Here is a 20,058-nt window from a genome sequence, read left to right on the forward strand (position 1 = left end):
GAAGCCTCGAAGTCTGCGGGTCCGGATCTCTGCCAGCGCCGTACCTCGCCTCCAGCCGGGCCCAAAAGCCGGTGACATGGCGGTATCCCTCTTCGTACGGTGCCGGTCATGAGCACCGCACCGACCGTCCCACTCGCCGGCCCGGTCATAGCCGCCCGCCGCCGGCGCCGGAGCCGCCACCACGGACAGCACGTCATTGCCGCCCACCAGGCACTGCAGCGCTCCTTCATGACTGAGCCTGTCTTCCAGCGAGCGCGCAGCGTCCAGGCCAAGCAGGCTCGCGAAGTAGCGATCCTGGACGCAGCCCGAGCGCCCGGTCGCGAGCGCGGCATCCGGGATGTCACCCTGACCGACATCGCCGCGGCCGTGGGCATGCACAAGTCGGCCCTGCTGCGGTACTTCGAGACGCGGGAGCAGATCTTCCTCAAGCTCACCGCGGAAGGGTGGCGGGAGTGGTCGGCCGCGCTGCGCGGCGATCTCGAGGGCCGGGCGCACGCCACTGCGGATGAGGTTGCCGCGGTCTTCGCCGCCACACTGGCGGCGCGCCCCATGTTCTGCGATCTGCTGGCGCAGGCGCCCATGAACCTCGAACGCAATGTGTCGATCGACTCGGTGCGCGATGTCAAGCTGGTGACGCTCGAGGAGATCGCATTGATCGGGGGCGAGTTGCGACGGCTGATCGGGCTGAGCGAGGTGCAGACCGTCGACACGGTTGCGACGGCGACCAGCATGGCCGGAGCCCTGTGGCAGATGGCCACCCCCGGCCCGCGGCTGCGGGAGCTCTACGAGAGCGACCCGCGGCTCGGCCATGCCGTCGTCGAGGTGGAACCCCGTCTGCGCCGCGTCCTCGCCGCCTTCCTCACCGGGCTCGGAACCTCTGCGAGTTGAGGCTGCGGTCTGCGCTCAGCAGGTGCCGTCCGGGTCCGGGGCGGGCCGGGTCGTACGCGTCGCCGGGCTCGGACCGGCCGTGGTGCAGGGCCGGCGATCGGCGACGTGAAGTCCGCGGCGCAGGTCATGGGCGGCGGAGTTCCATGGCGATGGCGTCACGCAGTAGCTCGTGGGCGCGATGGAGTGGTGTGGTCCCGCTCAGCCATCGTTCGCTCAGGCCCTCGACCAGGGCGGTGAGGCGTTCGGCTGCGGCACTCGGGACGATCTCGGGGCCGGCCAGACCGGCGGCCTGGGCCTGGCGCACCAGGTGTGCGAGGTCCTCAACCCATTCCCTGGTCGAGGTGGCGAGCTGTTCCCGCAGGTCCGGGTCGAAGATTGCGGTGGCCCTGAACTCGCCCCAGGCTGCGCTGTTCTCCCTGACCTGGGGGGTGTCCTGCAGTTCCAGGAGCAGCATTTCGGTGAGTTGAGTACGCGGATCGTCGGAGGGGTCCAGGGCGGCGTCGGTGTAGCGCACGGCCCGCTGGTTGATGAACTCCAGCGTGCGGCGCAGCAGCCCGGCGCGGTCCTTGAAGTGGTAGTAGATCAGCGCGGTCGAGACGCCGGCCTCTGCGGAGACTTCCTCGACGCGCAGCCCGCGCACGCCGCGTCGGGCGATCAGCCGGGCTGCGGCTTCGAGGATCTGGGTGGGCCTGTCCGGCATCGAGTGCTCCCACTGCCTGAAGGATCTACATGTGTGACTGGGTCCGATCATGCCCTATCATCGTACTGACTAAATTTTCAGTCAGGAGGTGGGATCGTGCGCATGTCCAGACGTCAGACCCTGCGGGCAGGGGCCCTGGCCGCGTTCGGCGTGGCGCTGAGTGCCTGCAGCACCCAGGGCGGCAGCCGGCCCGCGAAGGGCGATAGCAGTGCCGCTCCCGCGGGGGCGACGCCGGCCGGTGGATGGCGGATGCCCGACGAGGCGCACCCCCACGAGCTGACCTACATGTCATGGCCCACCCGGCAGATCTGGAAGTCGGACATCTACGGGGTGCGTGAGGACATCGCGCGGATCGCGCGGACGATTGCCGAGTTCGAGCCGGTGGTCCTCCTGGCCAATGACCAGGATGTGAAGGCGGCTCGGGCGGCCTGCGGCTCCGGGGTGGAGGTCGTACCGATTCCGGTGGACGACCTGTGGATGCGCGACATCGGGCCGACCTTCGTGCTCGGGCCCGATGGCATCGCCGGAGTCGACCTCAACTTCAACGGCTGGGGTAACAAACAGGCCCACGGCCGCGACGGTCAGGTCGCCAAGGCGATCCTGGACGACGAGCACATCACCAGGATCAAGGCGCCGATCATCGGTGAGGGCGGCTCGATCGAGGTCGACGGCAAGGGCACTCTTTTGGCGACCGAGAGTTCTCTGGTCAACGGGAATCGCAATGCCGGCACATCCCGCGACGACGTCGAGCAGGCGCTCAAGGCTCTGTTCGGCATCACCACGGTGATCTGGGTGGACGGCGTCAGGGGCAAGGACATCACGGACTACCACATCGATGCGCTGGCGCGGTTTTCCGAACCCGGCGTCGTGGTCATGAGCACACCGGACGAGGAGGCCCCCCGGGACGTCTGGACCGACGCCTACGACCAGGCCCGGAAGGTCCTGGACAAGGCCGTGGACGCCCGGGGCAAGCGGCTCGAAGTCGTCGAGCTGCCCGAACCGGTCGACATCGGCCGCCGCGGGGACGGGTTCCTGGCCAGTTACGTGAACTACTACGTGGTCAACGGTGCGGTCATCATGCCCGGCTTCGGCGACAAGAAGGCCGACAGCGATGCCACGTCCATCGTGCGCGATCTGTACCCGGGGCGGAAGGTCGTGCAACTGCCCATCGACACCCTCGGCGAGGGAGGGGGCGGCATCCACTGCTCCACCCAGCAACTCCCCAAGACCGCGGGGCGAGCGCGTCGGTGAGGCTGCGGGCCTGGTACCCGCCGCTGGAAGCGCGCCAAGGGATCAGACTTACGGTCGGACTTACGGGACAGCCTTCAGACGCTGACCCGATTGGGCCGGCTGCGGGCGCGCAGAGCCGGGGCTACCAACGCGGTGTCCTCCGGGCGGCGCGCCCGCTGGGCTCGGTCCTCGTCGCCGGCCCTGCGGAGCAGCGCTGCCCCTACCACTCGGAAGTCGAGCCGAGCGGCCTCGAGCGGGGAGTCCGAGGGGACGCCCTCCGCAGGCGTGGCCCCTGGACACGTACGTCATTCGCCGGACCGGGGCCGAGGACGGATGCGATGGTGATCGAACGTCAACGGCCCTCATGTTCACGGCACTTGGACGAGGAGCCGAACATCCGACTCGGGAGGCACGACAAGCCATGACCGTCCAACGCTGCGAACGCTGCGACCTCATCATCGGGGTGGGGTGCGCCTGCCCGCCCGATGGTTCCGCCCCTCGCATCGCACACGGGCAAACGCCACCGCAGGCTGTCCGGCACGGGCAGTTGCCCCACGCCATCATCGTGTCGCCCGCCGGCAACGCCCACCTCCCCGGCTGTGACCACCTCTCCGACAGCGAGATCTCCGCCCCGAAGTTCGGCTGGGTGACCGGCCCCGATCCAGATGTCTGGTCCCGCATATCGGAGTCCGAGCCGTTGCACGCCACCGAAGGCAACACCGGCCGAGTGGCCACCCGCCGCTGCCAAACCTGCGACGCCTCCTCGTAGCAACCGCGCCACCTGCCGTCGAGAGCGTCCGACCGGAACCCGAAGGCGATCCTCAGTTCGGTGTTGCCGCGTACGGGCATGATGCCGAAACCGGCGCCGCCGTCGCGCAGCCCTGTCTGTCAGTTGTCCAGCGCCATGCCTGCGGCTCAGGTTCCTGCCGGCACACCGAGCGGCATGGGCTGGGTCAGGCCGTTCCCCACAGCCGATGCCTGAGCTGGGTGTACAGCTCGGTGACGGCCGCGTCGGCGGCCGGGGAGATCGGGAAGAGGTTGAGGAAGGCGTGGATCAGCCCGGCGTAGGTGCGGGCGAAGACGTCGACGCCCGCGTTCTTCGCTGTTCACGGCTCTGGCCCGATACCTCGCGACACCGGCCGGCGCCGCGCTGCTCCACCTCGGCACCGTGCGCGGTGAGGACGACCTGGAAGACGGCCGGCGCTCCTACTGGAACACCCGGCTCGAGCGTGCCGAAGCCCTGGTCCGCCGCGGCATCGACAGAGGAGAACTGGCCGCCGATACCGACCCTCACCTGGTGGTCGAGGCCATCACAGGCCCCCTGCTCGCGCGGGTACTGCTCACCGGCGAGCCGCTGGAAGAGACCCTGGTCCCGCGCCTGGTCGACCTGGTCCTGGACGGGGCACGCGGACTGCGCGATCAAGGTCAGCGCTAGGCCCAATACCGTGGCGCGGAAGGGTTTGGCCTGCCCACGTGTCGCGAAGGAGGGTGTGCGGCACCCACGTCGGCGGGGCCTTCTTGCCAGAGGTGTGTAGGCGAAGACTCGGGTTGTCGGCGATCGCCGATGCCGAGCTTCATCCCACTCCGGAGGGTCCTGTGACCACGACTTCCATCCCGTCCGACGGCAAGATCATTCTCGTGACAGGGGCATCCGGCGGCATCGGCGAGGCGACCGCCCGCCACCTGGCCGCGGCCGGCCACCACGTCGTCCTCGGGGCCCGGCGCACCGACCGCCTCGCACTGCTGACCAAGGAGCTGAGCGAGGCCGGGTACAGCGCCGAGTACGCCGAGCTGGACGTCACCGACCAGGCCGGCGTCCAGGCCTTCGCCGAGGGAGCGCTGGCCCGTCACGGCCGCATCGACGTACTGGTCAACAACGCGGGGGTGATGCCGCTGGCACCGCTGGCGGCCCTGCGCGTCTCGGAGTGGGACCAGATGATCGACGTGAACCTGCGGGGGGTGCTGCACGGCATCGCGGCGGTGCTGCCGTCGATGCTGGAGCGCCGGTCCGGGCACGTCGTCAACCTCGCGTCCACCGCCGCCCACCGGGTCGACCCCACGGCCGCGGTGTACTGCGCGACCAAGTACGCGGTACGGGCCCTGTCCGAGGGGTTGCGGCAGGAGAACTCCGACATCCGGGTCACGGTCGTCAGCCCCGGCTTCACCCGCTCCGAACTGGCCGACAAGGGCGGTGACGCTCAGGCGCAGGGCGCGGCACGCAGTGCCACCGAGCTGATCGGGCTGGCCGCCTCGGCGGTCGCCGAGGCCATCGGCTACGCGATCGCCCAGCCCGCGGGCGTCGACGTGAACGAGATCATCGTCCGTCCCACGGCCCAGAACTGATGGTGCCCGGCAGGTCGTCGCGCTGACGCGCGGGCCCACATCCCGGGACGCGCGTCAGCAGCGGGGAGCCGCCATGGACGCAAGGTACGTCAGGGCTTCCGCGCTGCGGGTTCCCGGCTCTGCCGAGCCCACCAACAGCTCTTGGCCGGGCGCGCCGCGCACATCGAAGCTTTGGTAGGTGAGCTCGATGCGCCCGACCTCAGGGTGGACGAACACCTTGTAGGCGCGGGTGAGGGCCCCGACCGTCTGGTCATTCCACAGGGTCCGGAACTCCTGCGAAGTCTCCAGCAGCTCCTGGACCAGTTCGCCGATCTCGGGGGCGTCGCTGAACCGGGCCGCATTCAGGTGCAGCGCGTACACGGTCGCGCTGGTGACCAACTGCCAGTCGGGGAAGACCTCGCGGGCCCGCGGGTGGGTGAACAGGATCCGCGGCATGTTGGTCTCCCCTTCGAAGGGGGACAGGAGGGCGTCGGCGAGGGCGTTGGTGGCCAGGATGTCGAACGCCGGGCCCATGACGTAGGCCGCGGCCGTCGGGAAGGCGTCGAGCAGCCGCAGCAGGTCGGGGTGTACTCGGTCGCGGAAGCCTTCTCGGTCGCGGCCGGCAGGCGGTGGCGGTCGGTGTAGTGGAGCGTGACGTCGAAGGGCGCCAGCCGCCTCAGCACCGCGAGCCCGATCCGGCCCGCCGCCACGGTCCCGACGTGCATGCCTTCGAGGTCGTACGAAGTGGGCCCGCCAGCCGGCTGACAGGCGCCCACGCTGTGGGTGCTGACCGGATCCGCAGAAGCCCCGTGTAGGAGAATGCGTCCGATACCGCGATGTCGACGAGCAGGGAGGATGACCCGATGGGAAGTGACGAGCCCGGAATGGGCAGCGGCCCGTACGCCACCGACGGACTCCTCCCCCCTGGGCAGCGACTCGCCCGGGGCTGGCCCGTCTCCCACTACGGCCCTGTCCCCAGGTTCCGGCCCGACCGCTGGGACCTGAAGGTCTTCGGCGCCACCGCCACCGGCGACAACCACACCTGGACCCTCGACGAGGTCACGGCCCTGCCGACCATCGAGGTCGTCGCCGATCTGCACTGCGCGACAGGGCCCACTTCGACCGGCCACGAGTGGTTCGGCGTCGCTGCCACCACTCTGCTGGAGCTGGCACCGCCCGCGCCCCATGTCACGCACGTCATGGCCTGGGCGGAGTACGGCTACAGCGCCAACCTCCGGCTCAGCGACTTCAGCTCTGCCCAGACCCTCGCGGCCACACATCACAACGGAGAGTCGCTCACCGTCGAGCACGGCTTCCCCCTGCGCCTCGTCGTCCCGCACCTCTACGGCTACAAAGGCCCCAAGTGGCTGCGCGGCATCGAGTACATGACCGCCGACCGCCGCGGCTTCTGGGAAGAGCGCGGCTACCACAACATCGGCGAGGCATGGCGAGGCCGGCGCCACTCCTACCAGGAGGAAGAGGGCGACGGGCCTCCTCTGTAAGCACGCGACGGGCGACAAGAGGACGGGGCTTCCCGGCAGACGATGCCGGGCCCGGCCTGTTGCCGTCAGGCGGCGGCGAGGGACAGCTCCGTCGACTTGATCAGGGCGACGACGGTGGAACCGGCGGCCAGGCCGAGATCGGCGACGGCGTCCTTGGTGATCGCGGCGGTCAGCTCGCCGCCCTCGACCGTGACTTTCACGGAAGCCATGGCGCCACCGGTGGCGATGTCGGTGACGGTGCCGGGGATCTGGTTGCGGATGGACAGGCCCACGACGGGGGCAGTGGCCAGCGAGACCTCGGTGGACTTGGCGAGGATGCGCACGTCGGAGCCCTCTGCGAGGCCCAGTTCCTTGACCGCGTCCAGCGTGATCGCGGCGGTGCCGTCCTGGCCGCCGGCGAGGCGTCTCGAACCAGAGATGGAGACCACCCACCGGCCTGCGCACCGGAGACCGGCCCGATGGCGGTGTGTCACCAGCTGATGGCGTCGTCCATCGACTGCTGCCAGTACGTGACCTTGAGGGAGTCGTCGGCGTAGACGCCCTTGGCGGGCAGTGAGGGGTGGGCACCCGTGCCGACGCTCTCGTTGCCGGAGGGGCCGTGGAAGTAGACGGCCAGAGACTTCTCCGTGCGGCCGTTGGAGCCGCTGCCGTCGGCCGCGGACAGGTTCACGGAGGCGTAGCCGGACTCGCCCGGCTTGAGGGTGACGACGGCCTGCGGGTGGGAGTCCTCGATGACCGGCGGTACGGACTGGGCCTCGCCGAAGCGGACGGCCGGGTAGCCGTAGAGGTAGCAGGTGCTGCTGCCGGTGTTGGTGACGGTGAGCAGCATGTGGTTCACGGGGCGGTTCAGGGGGGCCGCGACCGTCTTGGTGTTGGAGCCCTGGCACGTGACGGCCTTGCCGCTGGTGCCGGTCTTGCCGTTCCCCGACTCCGTGGGGGTCTTCGTCGCGGGCGCGTTCGCGGCCGGCTTCGAACCGGCGGGCGCGGGCTTCGCGTCGTCGTGGGAGGAGGAGCCGGAGCCGGACGAGGTGGAGGTGGAGGGCGACGCGGTGGCGGAGGCGTTCGTGGACGAGCCCTCGTTGCGGACGTTCGAGCCGTCGTTGCACGCCGTCAGGGAAAGGGCGGCGAGCACGCCGGTCGCGGCGGCGGTCAGAAGGCGGGTGCGGGAGTTCCGGATGCTGGACATGTGGATTGAGCCCCTTCGGTGGTTCGGTGGGTGTGGTGCTTGGATGACCGCAGCTTGTGGGGTGATCCGTCCCAGCCGCCACGAATGCCGGGCAGTTGGGGATACTGGAACGCAGAAACGGGCTTTGACCAGGGGAAACGTAAGTGGCCTGGAACGCGGGAATGGGACGCGCCGGGCCACATGGGGAGGGGAACAACGGTGTCAGGGGCGACAGGGGCGACGTGGGCCGCCGGGGACGCGGACGCATTCGCGGAGCTGCTGCGGGAGCTCAAGGAACGCTCGGGGCTGAGCTACGGGACGCTCGCCAAGCGGCTGCACATGAGCACATCGACGCTGCACCGTTACTGCAACGGCAGCGCGGTACCGGCCGATTACGCGCCGGTCGAGCGGCTCGCCCGAGTGTGCCGGGCGACCCCCGAGGAACTCGTCGAGCTGCACCGGCGGTGGATTCTGGCGGATGCGGCGCGGGGGCGTAAGGGGCCAGGGCCGGATAGGGCGGTGCGCGGTGCCGGGACCGGGGAGCCCGAGGGGGCGCCGACGCCCGATGCAGCGGCGGCCGGCACCGGGAACCCCCTTGGGGGCCCTGCCGATTCGGGTGGTGGGCTGCCCGAGGTGGCGGGTGGGACGGAATCGGCGTCCGTGGGCACTGAACGCCGCGAGCCCAGTGGCAGTGATGAACCGGTTGTCAGCAGCACCGCCCCGTCCGCTCCCGTGCGGCCCCGTCCGCGCCGCACCGCGCTCATCGCCTCCGTCGCCGCGGCCGCCGTTCTGGGAGCCGTCGTGCTCGCCGTGAATCTGCCGTCCTCCGGAGGCGACGGCGGTGACCAGAAGGCCGCCGGGGCCGCCGGTACCGCCACCAGCACCGGTACCGGTACCGGTACCGGTACCGGCCGAGCGAACGACAAGCGGCCGTCCGCGTCGGCCTCTCCTTCCCCGTCTCAGGGCGCGAAGACCGGCCAGCCCTCCGCCTCGGCGTCGGAGTCCGCCGCCCACAAGGGCGGGGGCGCCGCCGAGCACACCGACGGCGTACCGGTCAACGTCGCCACCCGCCCCTACGTCTACGACAGCCCGTGCAGCCAGCACTTCCTCGTCGACAGCGAGCCCGAACAGGTCGGCCCGCCCGCCACAGAGCAGGACGCACCCCGCTGGGCCGCCGCGTACGGCGCGGCCTCCTCCGGGGAGCAGCGCGTCGCCCTCACCCTGCAGGGCACCGGGAAGGACACCGTCGTCCTGGAGGCGCTGCACGTACGCGTCGTCGCGAAGGCCGCCCCGCTCGCCTGGAACGACTACTCGATGGGCGTCGGATGCGGCGGCAACGTCGAAACCAAGTCATTCGACATCGACCTCGACAACGGCAGCCCCACCGTCACCGTCAAGAACGGCCAGCGCGACTTCCCGTACAAGATCAGCGAGTCCGACCCGGAGGTCTTCTACGTCACCGCCCACACCAAGGCGCACGACGTCCGCTGGGACCTCACCCTGGACTGGTCCAGCGGCGACCGCCACGGCACCGTGCACCTCACCGACAACGGCACCCCGTTCCGCACCAGCGCCAACGCCGGACGCCCCGGCTACGACTACCCACTGGGCGGCAGCGAGTGGATCAAGCGGGCGAAGTAACCACGAACGCGACGCCGAAGGGGCACCGCGCCATGCCGAGCCGCTCTTCCACATCCGGTCCGGGCTACCAAGCTCGTCGTAGGACAGGAGTTGGGCAAGCCTCCGCCGCCTGCGGCAACGCCGGCTCCACGCCCCAGCCCGGGTCCCACCCGGCCGCGGCCGCTACCTGGGCCAGTGCCGCGTGGTTGCCGAGGTAGCCGCCGTGGGTGAAGCCGTGCCCCGACACGGAGTTGGGTATTTCATGAGACACCTTGAAGCGCGGGACTCAGACGATCTGCGTGACGCTCAAGCAAGACCACAGAGTTCTGCGTGACACTCAAGACCGCAGAAGTCTCGTGACGCTCAAGACCGCAGAACGCGGGAGCCCTGCTTGTGCTCTGTCTATCGGCGCCGCCGCTCATACGCAATGCCTTGCATCGCCTGTGCTTTGCGTTCTTCGTCGTCGATGGATTGCGCGATGCGCTCGGCCCGATCGGGATCAGTGGCCGCCACCCGTTCCGTGACCCTGAACAGCGTCTCGTTCCTGAGCTGGCTGTCGGTGGTGATGGACTTGGCGGTGCGCTCAGCCTGGTCGGGATTGGTGGCCGCCAACGCCTTCGCGGTCTTCGCCCGCGAAATGTCCTCGTCAAGGCGCTTCAGCTTCTTGCGGTAATTGGGGGACACAGTCGTCTCCTCTCAGTGGGGGCACTGACAGCGAAGCGCACGCCGGCAGAACCATTAACTCCCTTACTGAACAGTGGATTTCCACGACCAATGTTCCGGCCGGCCGCTCTTCAGAAACGGTTTCGTACCGGTGCGCAGTCAGCCCGGCTCCGGTTCTCCGACCCCGGATGCATTCGGGTTCGGAAACAACCACTCACCTTGCCGTTCAACCCGTGCGTCGGGGAACGAGCTCACGCCGAGCACCGCCACCGTTAGCACTTGGGCACCCGGTCAGGGGACACCTCTCCACCGTCGCTCATGATGGAAGTGCCCTCGTCGATATAGCCGGATCCCCCGTCATAGGAGATCTTGTACGTCGCGCCGTAGCCGAATCCGGTCGCGTCCACGTCGCCTGGCGTGTAGCACTCGACTGTTACCGGCGTGAGTGTGGTCAGATCGGCGATCGGATTCTGGCCCCGGGGATCAGCATTCGGCCAGACCGAGACCTTGTCGTAGTCCCCGATCTTTCCATCGACGCCGCCACACCCTGCCAGCACAACCGTCGCCAACCCGGCCGCTACAACCGAAACCACCACGCTCCGTTTGCGATTCACTTGTGCCCCCGTCCTTTCCGCCCACTGGTCTGAGGTTGAACAACAACTAGTCGCCCCCTCCCCCGCCGCAGGAAGAGCCGCACGAAGAGCCACAGGACGGAGTGGAACAGCCGCCGCCTGGATGGGGCCGCCGCCTGCACCTCGCCCCCGCCGGGACCAGTGCGCTTGTCGGCACCGTCCACAGTTCCTTGTCCGCACTGAACCCCGCCTCTTCTGACGCCCGCCTCGGCCGTTCGACCTGCCAGGATTGATCCGTCCGGGGCGGGGGTCACTTCGCTCGGTCAGCCCACTGGCCGCTCACTGCGCTGCGAGCTGTCCGCCGCGCTGGGCGGGGGCGACTCCAGATGGTGCTTGAGGCGCTGCAGTGTGGTGCCGATGTTGGTGTTGTTGATGCCGATGCGGTCAAAGACGCCGGTGATCAAGATGGCGAGGGGAATGAACCACAGGGGCACCCGCATCCAGTTGGTCTCGGTGACGGTGCAGCCCTCCGCTGCGGGCGCGATGTCGTACTGCCAGCGGGAGATGGGGACTCCGAGCGGCGCCGTCACCTCGTAGGCGAAGCACCGGCCCGGATCGGCATCCGTGATACGGCAGGTGGTGACCCAGCGACGCAGGCCGTTGCGGTTGTGGCCGCGGAAGCGGGCGCCCACCGCCGGGGCAGTGGCTCCGCCCAACCAGCGGGCGCGGTGGGCCTCTTCGGCGAGACGGATCATGACGGGCGGATCGCTGACAACGCGATACGCATCAGCCGAGGTCGTCCTGATGGCCACCGTGCCGGTGGCCGCGGGGTCCGGGAATCGCGGAATGCGCGACAGGCGCGGTACAGACATCGGAGCCTCCTCGACTGATGTAATCAGCGATTACATCAGCGCGCGGAGTGGCGGTCAAGACCCCGCGGAATCCGGTCAGTTGGCGACGCCGAGGCCGAAGGTGTCCAGAACCTGCTCGGCCAGCTGCTCCGCCTGATCCGGCGGCAGATACCCGTCAATGATCATCTGTGACAGGCCGTAGACGACCGCCTGACCCGCGAGACCCACGATCGCGGGGTCACCGGGACCCAGCACACCGGCCTTCTGGTCGGCGACGATGATGTCGGTGAAAGCCCGCTCGATGTCAGAGAGACGCTGGTGCAGTTCGGCGGGCTGACTGTCGCCGAACACCCTGGTCTTGATCAGCTCGAAGCGGCGCGGGTGGCGGATCGCGAAACGGACGAAGCCCAGGCCGAAAGCGCGCATCACAGAACCCTCGACGTCTGCGACCATGCCGATCTGCCACTGCATGAAGTCGGCCAGGATACGGTCGGCGACCGCTGTCAGCAGCGCCTGACGGTCGGCGAAATGCCGGAACGGCGCTCCCGGCGACACCCCCGCCCTGCGCGCGACTTCACGTACGGTCACATGCTCCATCCCGCGCTCGTCCAGGAGCTCGATGGCCACGGCGGTGAGAGCTGCGGGGAGGTCGCCATGGTGATAACCAGCGCGTTCAGTGGGCTTGCCCTTCATGTACGCAGTGCTACCACACGCGGGAGCGTGACCGACCGGCGCCCTGGAGCCGCCGGGCCGTCCCCTGGGCAGGTCACCGCTGAGGAGTAAGCCGCGGCGAGAGGGAAGTTGCGCAGCAAAAGTCGATGCGCTCGGCCGGATGTCCGGCCGAGCGCATCGACTTGCCTGGGCGTCAGGTCATGGTGCGGGGTGGGGTGTGGAGTGTGGGGTCAGTGGCCGCCCTCGTCCACGACCGCGACCTCCTCGATGTTGTGCTCGATCGCCTCGGCCGAGACGGCGGTGGAGCGGGCCCAGTAGTAGATCCCCAGCGAGAACGCCGTGATGATCGCCATGTCCCACCACAGCGGGACGTTGCTCTGGCCGCCGAATCCGCCCTGCCAGGAAATGAGACCCATGCCGATCAGGTACACCGGAAGCCACTGCGCGGCCTTCCAGTCCAGTCGGGGAGCGTTCGGCAGCTGCTTCTTCGTCGCGTACCAGGCGTAGCTGCCGAGCAGCACGTACCCGATGATGATCGCCCAGCCGAGCCGCTGGAGGGTGTCCCAGCCGGCCCAGTAGATGATCAGGCTCGCGACGACGAAGGAGACCGGCGAGATCACGTTGCCGCCGGGCAGGCGGTACGGGCGCTCGTGGTTGGGCAGCCGGTTGCGGAAGACACCGAACGCCAGCGGTGCGCCCGCGTACATCAGCACGCTCGCCGAGGTGATGAAGGAGACCAGCTCCTGCCAGCTCGGGAAGGGCAGGAAGCAGATCACGCCGGTCACGAACGAGATGATCAGGCCGAACCACGGCACGCCGCGGGCGTCGGTCTTCTCGAACAGTCTGGGCGCGTAGCCGTTCTTGCTCAGGCCGTAGGAGATGCGCGAGGTCGAGGTGGTGTAGATCAGGCCGGTGCCACCGGGAGAGATGATCGCGTCCGCGTACAGGACCCAGCCCAGCCAGCCCAGGCCGATCACGGTGGCCAGGCCGGCCCACGGGCCGCTGATGCCGACGTAGTCCAGCTTGGCCCAGCCGTGGGCGAAGGAGGCCAGCGGCAGTGCGCCGATGTAGACCACCTGGAGAAGGACGTAGATGACCGCGCCGATGGCGACCGAGCCGATCGTGGCGCGCGGCAGGTCGCGCTTGGGGTTGCGGCTCTCCCCCGCGAGCTGGATGGCCTGCTCGAAGCCGAGCAGCGCGAAGATGATGCCGCTGGTGCTGATGGCGCTGAGGACGCCCTTGGCGCCGAACGGCGCGAAGCCGTGGGAGGTGAAGTTGTGCGGGTGGAAGTTGGTCGCCGCGATGATGAAGATCGCCCCGAGGGGTACGGCGATCTTCCACCAGGTGGCGGCGCTGTTGGTGTGGGCCAGCACCTTTACGCCCAGGAAGTTCACCGCGACGAAGATCGCCATCAGGAAGACCGCGACGATGAAGCCGCTCGTCGTGAGGGTCCCGTTCGCATTCAGGAATCCCTGGGCCCATGACCAGTGACCGGCGTACCCGATCATGGCCTCGACCTCGATCGGGGCCACCGTCGCCGCCTGGAGCCAGGAGAACCAGCCGAAGGACATGCCGGCCAGACCGCCGAAGGCGTAGTGCGGATACCGCGCCGTACCGCCGGCGACCGGGAAGAGGCCACCGAGCTCGGCGTGCACCAGCGCCAGGAGCACCACCGCGACCGCTCCGATGATCCAGGAGATCAGCGCGGCCGGCCCCGCTACCACCACGGCCTTCTGGGCTCCGTACAACCAACCGGATCCGATGATGGAGCCGACCGAGGCCCACATCAGGCCGATCAACCCCACGTCCCTGCGGAGGGAACCGGATGTGCGCGCCTTCTGGGGAGCGATCTCGTCAACGCTGACCATAGGAGGCCTTTCAAGACAGAGCTGGCTGGAAATTTGCCTCAGAGTAGGGAGCATTCATGGATCTGCAAAGAGCCCTGGGTTGAATAGTGATATTCCTGGGAGGATTCTTACCTCACTCTCAGCTCATCACTGCGGACACACCGTGGGATGTACGCCCTGATGGACTCCGCGAGGCGCGGCAAGGTAGCCGGATGCGACCGGTCGACTACTCAACCGGATATTTACACGCCTCATACTTGGTAAAACCTTTGAACTTTCACGCCCTGACCGATGCTCTTCACTCTGACGGGTCTTGTCCTAACCGTCAGTGAATGGCGTGGCAAATGTCCGGGGCGGCCCGCTCGATCAGCGAGGGCATCCGTAAAGCTCATTTACTCGCCCGCGCGAGATGCGCTCAAGTGGCAGGTATTGGCCACACATTTGACGGCACGTCATATCTCAACTGACGCGATCCGAAAGGGACGACAAACGGACGACAAAGGGACGACAGCGCGTCGTGTCACCTTTAGCGGCACTCCGAAAGAAGCGCGCCTCTTGCACACTGCCGTTCGGTCGTCAATCGCCGTAGCCTCGCCAGATGTTGTCGAAGGCCGCCTCGTCGAGGGCGCGCCGTTGCCGTTCGAACTCCAGGTGCCTCAGTGCGTCGTTGACGGCGGCGAGGACCGTCGCCACCGCGTCGTCGGCCATGCCCGGGGAGTCTCCGGTCCGCTCGTCGCCGATCCCGAGGGCCGCCGCGAGGGCGGCGAGGAGGGGCTCGTCCGACGTCCAGCGTTCCACCGCCTCGCGGCGGGCAGGCGAATCGGCCAGCACCATCTCACTGGTCCGGAAGGGGGCCCAGCGGCCGCGCCGTTGCTGAGTGAGCTGCCCTTCCGCCTCGAGGGCGGCCACGTAGGCCGTGGACAGATCGCGGCCTCTGCGCCACAGCCAGTCGTCGACCGACTCATACGGCGCTTGCCGGACAAGCGACGACGCGGCCTCATCCAAGAGGCGATCAGCTATCGCCGGCCGGTAGCCCGGCACGATGTGATCGCCGTCCAGTGTGAGGGCTTGCGCGCCCAGGAGGTCGATCAGCTCGGCTCCCGCCAGCGCAAGCGACAGGTCGCCCCGCTCGAGAGGGCGACTGGACTCCGTGTCCATGGCAACGATCAACAGGTCCCGCGGTGTGGTCATGAAGGGCTCCACGTCAGGGGCATCAGTAGCGATGCGTGTCGCTGAGCAGCAGATCCGGCACCTGGCGTGACGCCGAGCGCCGAGGTCAGCTGCCGGTATCGGTGGCCGCCGCGATCGCTGAACGGATTTGCTGCGCGTAGCCGGCGGGCGTGAAGTCCGGCCCGACACCGTCCACCAGGATCAGGTCGCTGATCGCGTGGTCGGCGCGCAGGGCATGGATCTTCCGGTACTCGGGCGAGCTGTACCACGCCTTCGCCTTCGCCATGTCGGGGAACTCGAGCAGCACCACCGAGCCCGGCCATGCTCCCTCGAGGACCTGCACCTTGGCGTCTATCGCGAGCCACTTTCCGCCGTAGGGCGCTGTGGTGGCCTCCACCTGCTCCAGGTAGGCCAGATTCTCTTCCTTCGGTATGTCACCCGGGATGCGCAGGTGATTGATGAGGTACGTGGCCATGTCCCGCCTCTCGGAGCGTGACGAATGCCCGTCAGGTGAACCTGATGCCGGTCAGGTCCGGCGCGATCGGGATCCCCAACAGGTCCGGGGTCCCGTCGTCGTTGCGGACGGGGACGCCGAAGGCGAGCGGTACGTATGGAGCCGGCACCTCGCGGGCTGGAGGCGAGCGGCGCCGTGCGCCGGCTGGAACTCGGCCGGCCGGCGAGCACTCCCCTATACGAGCTTACGGAGTGCGGACGACGCCTGCATCCCACGCCGGCGGCTCGCCCGGGACCCCGGTTGCGCCGGGGATCCCGGTTGCGCCCCGGACCCCGGTTGGTGAAGCCGGTGCCCACGCGGTCCAGGCGGCGGGACGTTCGATCTGGGTGTCCAGGGCGGCGCAGAGCCAGTCGTGGGCGGCGCCGGCGGTCGGTTCCGACGGGCCGGACAGTTCGGCGATGAGTTGCCAGTAGCGGTCGATACGGGGATCCGCGGCGAGCTGGGCGCTCAGCTGCCGGCGGAAGGCCGGCGTGTCACGCACACCGCATGCGCCGGCATACGCGGAGACGAAGCAGTCGAGAGCCGCACCCTCGTGCGGTGGCTGCCGTGCCAGCAGTTCCGGAGAGGTCAGCGCATACGCCTCGCCGAGACCGTCGTAGAGCACGGCCGGGCGGTAGCCCTTGTCGGTCCGGTGTGCGGCGGGCCGGACGTGATCGGCGTTGGGGCAGGGGGCGGAGACGAAGGCGTGCAGCCGTGCGAAGGCCAGTACCTGGGCCGGGTTCGGTTCCGCAGGGGGCTGGGGAACCGTCTGTTCGAGGATCGCGGAGACCACTCGGGCCGGGAGCCGCGGCGGCAGCCAGCGCCGCCAGAAGCGCGCCAGCGCGGCCGTACTGGGCGGGGCGGACACGGCGCCGACCAGCCGCAGCCGCTCGGCGCGTTCCTCCGGGGTGCAGTCCCGGAGCAGCTGGAGCGCGGCCTCCCGCCAGCGCAGTGCGGCCAGGTGCGAGCCGATCTCCCGCAGCTGTCCCGCGATGACGTCCTCGAGCGCGTCCGCCTCGTCGAGGACCCGGCCCACTTCCGGGACCGGCAGATCGAGGGTGCGCAGGGAGCGGATCGTGCGGAGCCGGTCGAGCGCCTCAGGGCCGTAGCGGCGGTGGCCGCCGGCGCTGCGGACGGCTTCGGGCAGCAGACCGCGATCCGAGTAGAACCGGACGGTCTTGACGGTGACGCCCGCACGCTCGGCGAGCTCTCCGATGCTCCACATGCAGTCAGGGGACACGACTTGAACCTCCCTCAGGGGGAGTTCCTACCGTACTGGTCAGCGCGGACGGCCGGTGCAGCCGGTCCCGCGGAACAGGGCGTGCGAGGAGGAGACGTTCATGACGGCGTTCGTACTGGTGCCGGGCACCTACACCGGCGGCTGGATCTGGCGGGAGGTGGCCGCTCGGCTGCGGGAGTCGGGGGCTGAGGCGTATCCGGTGACGCTGACCGGCATGGGTGACCGCCGCGATCTGGCGGGACCTGACACGGACCTGGAGAGGCATATCCAGGATGTGGTGCAGCTGATCGACGATGTGGACGCGCCGGAGGTGGTGCTTGTCGGTCACTGCTACGGCATCCACCCGGCGCTCGGGGCCGCCGGCCGGCGCGCGGAGCGGATCGCGAGGATCGTCTACCTGGATGTCGGCATGCCCCAGGACGGCGACTCGGCCCTCCAACTGGTGCCCGACCAGGCGGTCCGCCACCAGCTGCGGCACCCGGCCGAGACGGGGAACGAGCCGGGCCACGGGGCGGGGGGCGAGCCGGCCGAGGACGACTGGCGGATCTCGCCGCCGGCGCTCGACGAGTGGCAGCGCTGGGGCAGTATCGCCGGCATCCCCGAAGACACGCTGGCCCAGTTGACCCGCCTGGCCGCACCGCAGCCGCGCGGCACGCTCACCCAGCCGCTACGACTGCCCGGGGCGGTCGCCGAGCTGCCGACGACCGGCGTCCTCTGCACCGCCAACGGGTCGAGTATCGCCATGGTCGAGATGCTGGTGCGGCTCGGCGACCCTCGCATGCAAGCGCTCACCGAACCCCATGTGAGCTTCTTCGAACTCGCCACCGGGCACTGGCCGATGCTCTCCGCCCCCGACGAACTGGCCGAGGTACTGCGCCGAGCGGCCGCCGGAGAAGGGCACCGACTGGCCGAAGCGGTGAGCGAGCAGCCTGCGCACCGTCGGCCTTTCCTCATCGATGTACCGGAACGGCGCCGCGAGCGGGTGGGAAACGTCGATCTCTACCTGCCCGATGACGTATCTGATGCCTTGTCAGCTGACCGGCCTGATGACCTGCCCGACGCCGACCGCCCGCGTCCCGCGGTGGTGTTCATCCACGGCGGCCCGGTTCCCGCCGACGTCCGGCCGACCCCGCGGGACTGGCCGTCCTTCGTCGGCTACGGCCGGTACGTGGCGAGTCTGGGAGCGGTCGGCGTGACGCTGGATCACCGGCTGCACGATCTCGCCGATTACGAGCGCGCCGCCGAGGATGTCGCCGAAGCGGTCGAGCTCGTACGCGCTGATCCGCGGGTGGACGGCGAACGCATCGCGCTGTGGTACTTCTCCGGTGGCGGGCCGTTGTCGGCAGACCGGCTCGCGGCGCCCCCGCCGTGGTTGCGATGCGTGGCAGCGACCTATCCCGTCCTCGCGCCGCTGCCGAACTGGGGGCTTTCCGATTCCCGGTTCCGTCCTGCGGCCGCGGTACGCAGTGCGGGGCAGTTGCCGATCGTGCTGACCCGGGTGGGGCTGGAGCTCCCCGAGATCGCGGTGACGGTCGAGGAGTTTCTGACCGCCGCCGAGGACTGCAAGGCCAATGTCGAGGTGATCGACGTGCCGCTCGGCCACCACGGGTTCGAGACGATCGACCACACCGAGCAGGCCCGCGACGCCGTGGAACGCGCGGTGAGATCGGTACTGGGACACCTGCGGAGCTGACGCTCCTCATCGGCGGGCGGTGGGGAGATGACCTCCTCACCGACCGCACTCTCGCCGCACCGTCACACCAATGAGCGGGCCCTGACACCCCCACATGCGTAAAGTCTTCACCAATTAGCCGTGCGCATCGTTACGTTCGAGACGCTGTCCGTATATCGGCCATCCCTCCCCAAGGAGCGATGGCGCCTACGAATGACAGGCAGACAGGCGACGCAACCGTCACTTTCATCGACTCATGTCCGAAATACCCTTAGTCGATGCCGGAGTTGGCGTTACCGGTCCGTGAACATCCCGTGATCGACAATCAGGTCTTATCGCTAAAAGATGTCGATCGACCCGCACCGCCCCCACCTCAGCCGCAACGCGCTGATGCGGTGCGCAAGAGGGAGAGGCATCAAAACATGGGCCGGTATCTGCTGCGCCGATTGGCGAATTATCTGGTCCTGGTGGTCGTCGCGGCGGGACTGACGTACTTCCTCGCGGGGCTCAGCCTCAACCCCCGCGCCAAGTTCGAGGGCCGCAACCCACCGCTGCCCGAGTCGTCCATCACCAAGACGCTCGACGACTACAACATGAACCCGGACACCCCGATCCTGACACGGTTCGGGCACTGGGCGGACGGCGTTGTCCACGGCGACCTCGGCAAGACCATCGAAGGCGACAACGTCAACGACGACTTCGGCCGCCGGGTGGGTGTCTCCACCCGGCTGTTGCTGATCGCCACCATCGTCGGCTCGATCGGCGGTGTCGCGCTCGGCGCCTTCGGCGCCATCCGCCAATACCGGCTCTTCGACCGCTTCACCACCCTGGCCTCGTTCTTCGTGCTGGCCATGCCGGTGTTCGTGATCGGCGTCGCGCTGAAGATCGGCGCCACCGCCCTCAACGACGGCTCGCAGACCATCAAGGTACTGGGCGAGTACGACCCGCAGTACGCGGGACAGTGGAACATCGACGCCCTCGTCAACCGCGCCCAGCACATGCTGCTTCCGGCACTCACCCTGATCATCCTGCAGGTCGCGCTCTACAGCCGCTACCAGCGCTCCACCATGCTTGACGTCCTCGGCAGCGATTTCCTGCGGACCGCCCGCGCCAAGGGACTGAGCCGGCGAAAAGCCCTGGTCAAACACGGCCTGCGGACCGCGATTCTGCCCGTCGTGCCGCTGCTGGTCTACAACATCGTGCTGCTCTTCACCGGTGCGACCTTCACCGAGAAGACCTTCGGCTGGCACGGCATGGGCGAGCTGCTGGTCGACTCGATCCAGAAGCAGGACATCAACTCCGTAGCCACTGTCGGGCTGTTCACGGCCGTACTGGTACTCATCGCCGGACTGCTGTCCGATCTGTTGTACGCGGCGCTCGATCCGCGCGTACGGGTCCGCTGACCTCCCCCAGCTACCGCTGGGAGGTACCCCCACCCCCAGCTACCGCTG

General features: G+C 68.8%; 21 protein-coding genes and 1 pseudogene. 9 read left to right on the forward strand and 13 right to left on the reverse strand.

Going from position 1 to position 20,058, the window contains the following annotated elements; translation table 11 throughout:
- Positions 1-228: 228 nt before the first annotated feature.
- Positions 229-888: a TetR/AcrR family transcriptional regulator gene (locus tag ACZ4S3_RS20530; protein ID WP_467936469.1), complete on the forward strand. Its 660-nt coding sequence runs from the start codon at positions 229-231 to the stop codon at positions 886-888.
- 124 nt (positions 889-1,012) lie between these two features.
- On the opposite strand, the gene ACZ4S3_RS20535 is transcribed toward ACZ4S3_RS20530, so the two are convergent.
- Positions 1,013-1,588, reverse strand: a complete 576-nt coding sequence (locus ACZ4S3_RS20535; protein WP_467936120.1) for a TetR/AcrR family transcriptional regulator — start codon at positions 1,586-1,588, stop codon at positions 1,013-1,015.
- A gap of 102 nt (positions 1,589-1,690) precedes the next feature.
- On the opposite strand from ACZ4S3_RS20535, the gene ACZ4S3_RS20540 reads away from it, so the two are divergent.
- From ACZ4S3_RS20540 to ACZ4S3_RS20555, 4 genes are all read left to right on the forward strand, one after another.
- A complete protein-coding gene (locus ACZ4S3_RS20540) occupies positions 1,691-2,839 on the forward strand; it encodes an agmatine deiminase family protein (protein WP_467936122.1) in 1,149 nt (382 codons plus the stop codon).
- A gap of 544 nt (positions 2,840-3,383) precedes the next feature.
- Complete coding sequence (locus tag ACZ4S3_RS20545; protein WP_467936124.1) at positions 3,384-3,587, forward strand: hypothetical protein; 204 nt, start codon at positions 3,384-3,386, stop codon at positions 3,585-3,587.
- Between the two features lie 345 nt (positions 3,588-3,932).
- Positions 3,933-4,253 carry a TetR-like C-terminal domain-containing protein gene (locus ACZ4S3_RS20550; protein WP_467936471.1) on the forward strand — a complete coding sequence of 107 codons (321 nt, stop codon included), beginning with the start codon at positions 3,933-3,935 and terminating at the stop codon, positions 4,251-4,253.
- 161 nt (positions 4,254-4,414) lie between these two features.
- The gene (locus ACZ4S3_RS20555; RefSeq protein WP_467936126.1) at positions 4,415-5,161 is read left to right on the forward strand and encodes an SDR family oxidoreductase; all 747 of its coding nucleotides are present in this window, start codon (positions 4,415-4,417) and stop codon (positions 5,159-5,161) included.
- Positions 5,162-5,215: 54 nt separating this feature from the next.
- On the opposite strand, the gene ACZ4S3_RS20560 is transcribed toward ACZ4S3_RS20555, so the two are convergent.
- Both ACZ4S3_RS20560 and ACZ4S3_RS20565 read right to left on the reverse strand, forming a co-directional pair.
- Positions 5,216-5,674 carry an MmyB family transcriptional regulator gene (locus tag ACZ4S3_RS20560; RefSeq protein WP_467936128.1) on the reverse strand — a complete coding sequence of 153 codons (459 nt, stop codon included), beginning with the start codon at positions 5,672-5,674 and terminating at the stop codon, positions 5,216-5,218.
- A 47-nt stretch (positions 5,675-5,721) separates the two neighbouring features.
- Positions 5,722-5,883, reverse strand: a pseudogene (locus ACZ4S3_RS20565) (NAD(P)-dependent oxidoreductase); the annotation flags it as partial.
- A gap of 120 nt (positions 5,884-6,003) precedes the next feature.
- Here ACZ4S3_RS20565 and ACZ4S3_RS20570 point away from each other — a divergent pair.
- Positions 6,004-6,642 (forward strand): molybdopterin-dependent oxidoreductase, encoded by a 639-nt coding sequence (locus ACZ4S3_RS20570; RefSeq protein ID WP_467936130.1) that lies wholly within the window; start codon positions 6,004-6,006, stop codon positions 6,640-6,642.
- 65 nt (positions 6,643-6,707) lie between these two features.
- Here the strand turns inward: ACZ4S3_RS20570 and ACZ4S3_RS20575 are convergent, their stop codons facing one another.
- Positions 6,708-7,070 carry a TOBE domain-containing protein gene (locus tag ACZ4S3_RS20575; protein ID WP_467936132.1) on the reverse strand — a complete coding sequence of 121 codons (363 nt, stop codon included), beginning with the start codon at positions 7,068-7,070 and terminating at the stop codon, positions 6,708-6,710.
- A 41-nt stretch (positions 7,071-7,111) separates the two neighbouring features.
- Complete coding sequence (locus tag ACZ4S3_RS20580) at positions 7,112-7,828, reverse strand: DUF4232 domain-containing protein (RefSeq protein WP_467936134.1); 717 nt, start codon at positions 7,826-7,828, stop codon at positions 7,112-7,114.
- A gap of 198 nt (positions 7,829-8,026) precedes the next feature.
- On the opposite strand from ACZ4S3_RS20580, the gene ACZ4S3_RS20585 reads away from it, so the two are divergent.
- Entirely contained in the window at positions 8,027-9,448 is a 1,422-nt protein-coding gene (locus ACZ4S3_RS20585; protein ID WP_467936136.1) for a helix-turn-helix domain-containing protein, read from the forward strand.
- A 381-nt stretch (positions 9,449-9,829) separates the two neighbouring features.
- Here the strand turns inward: ACZ4S3_RS20585 and ACZ4S3_RS20590 are convergent, their stop codons facing one another.
- The 8 genes from ACZ4S3_RS20590 to ACZ4S3_RS20625 form a co-directional block, all read right to left on the reverse strand.
- A complete protein-coding gene (locus ACZ4S3_RS20590) occupies positions 9,830-10,111 on the reverse strand; it encodes a hypothetical protein (protein WP_467936138.1) in 282 nt (93 codons plus the stop codon).
- A 251-nt stretch (positions 10,112-10,362) separates the two neighbouring features.
- Positions 10,363-10,704, reverse strand: a complete 342-nt coding sequence (locus ACZ4S3_RS20595) for a hypothetical protein (RefSeq protein WP_467936140.1) — start codon at positions 10,702-10,704, stop codon at positions 10,363-10,365.
- Between the two features lie 281 nt (positions 10,705-10,985).
- On the reverse strand, positions 10,986-11,534 hold the full coding sequence (locus ACZ4S3_RS20600) for an SRPBCC family protein (protein ID WP_467936142.1): 549 nt from the start codon (positions 11,532-11,534) through the stop codon (positions 10,986-10,988).
- Positions 11,535-11,609: 75 nt separating this feature from the next.
- A complete protein-coding gene (locus ACZ4S3_RS20605; protein WP_467936145.1) occupies positions 11,610-12,206 on the reverse strand; it encodes a TetR/AcrR family transcriptional regulator in 597 nt (198 codons plus the stop codon).
- Between the two features lie 209 nt (positions 12,207-12,415).
- On the reverse strand, positions 12,416-14,053 hold the full coding sequence (locus tag ACZ4S3_RS20610; protein ID WP_467936147.1) for an APC family permease: 1,638 nt from the start codon (positions 14,051-14,053) through the stop codon (positions 12,416-12,418).
- 555 nt (positions 14,054-14,608) lie between these two features.
- Positions 14,609-15,223 carry a GOLPH3/VPS74 family protein gene (locus ACZ4S3_RS20615; RefSeq protein ID WP_467936149.1) on the reverse strand — a complete coding sequence of 205 codons (615 nt, stop codon included), beginning with the start codon at positions 15,221-15,223 and terminating at the stop codon, positions 14,609-14,611.
- An 85-nt stretch (positions 15,224-15,308) separates the two neighbouring features.
- The gene (locus ACZ4S3_RS20620) at positions 15,309-15,677 is read right to left on the reverse strand and encodes a DUF1330 domain-containing protein (protein ID WP_467936151.1); all 369 of its coding nucleotides are present in this window, start codon (positions 15,675-15,677) and stop codon (positions 15,309-15,311) included.
- Between the two features lie 223 nt (positions 15,678-15,900).
- Entirely contained in the window at positions 15,901-16,920 is a 1,020-nt protein-coding gene (locus ACZ4S3_RS20625) for a helix-turn-helix domain-containing protein (RefSeq protein ID WP_467936153.1), read from the reverse strand.
- Positions 16,921-17,035: 115 nt separating this feature from the next.
- Between ACZ4S3_RS20625 and ACZ4S3_RS20630 the strand changes: the two genes are divergently transcribed.
- Together ACZ4S3_RS20630 and ACZ4S3_RS20635 are read left to right on the forward strand one after the other, a co-directional pair.
- Positions 17,036-18,628 carry an alpha/beta hydrolase gene (locus ACZ4S3_RS20630; protein WP_467936155.1) on the forward strand — a complete coding sequence of 531 codons (1,593 nt, stop codon included), beginning with the start codon at positions 17,036-17,038 and terminating at the stop codon, positions 18,626-18,628.
- Positions 18,629-19,029: 401 nt separating this feature from the next.
- The gene (locus ACZ4S3_RS20635) at positions 19,030-20,010 is read left to right on the forward strand and encodes an ABC transporter permease (RefSeq protein WP_467936157.1); all 981 of its coding nucleotides are present in this window, start codon (positions 19,030-19,032) and stop codon (positions 20,008-20,010) included.
- The last annotated feature ends 48 nt before the right edge of the window (positions 20,011-20,058 follow it).

The sequence above is a fragment of the Streptomyces sp. NPDC028368 genome, from assembly GCF_055565615.1.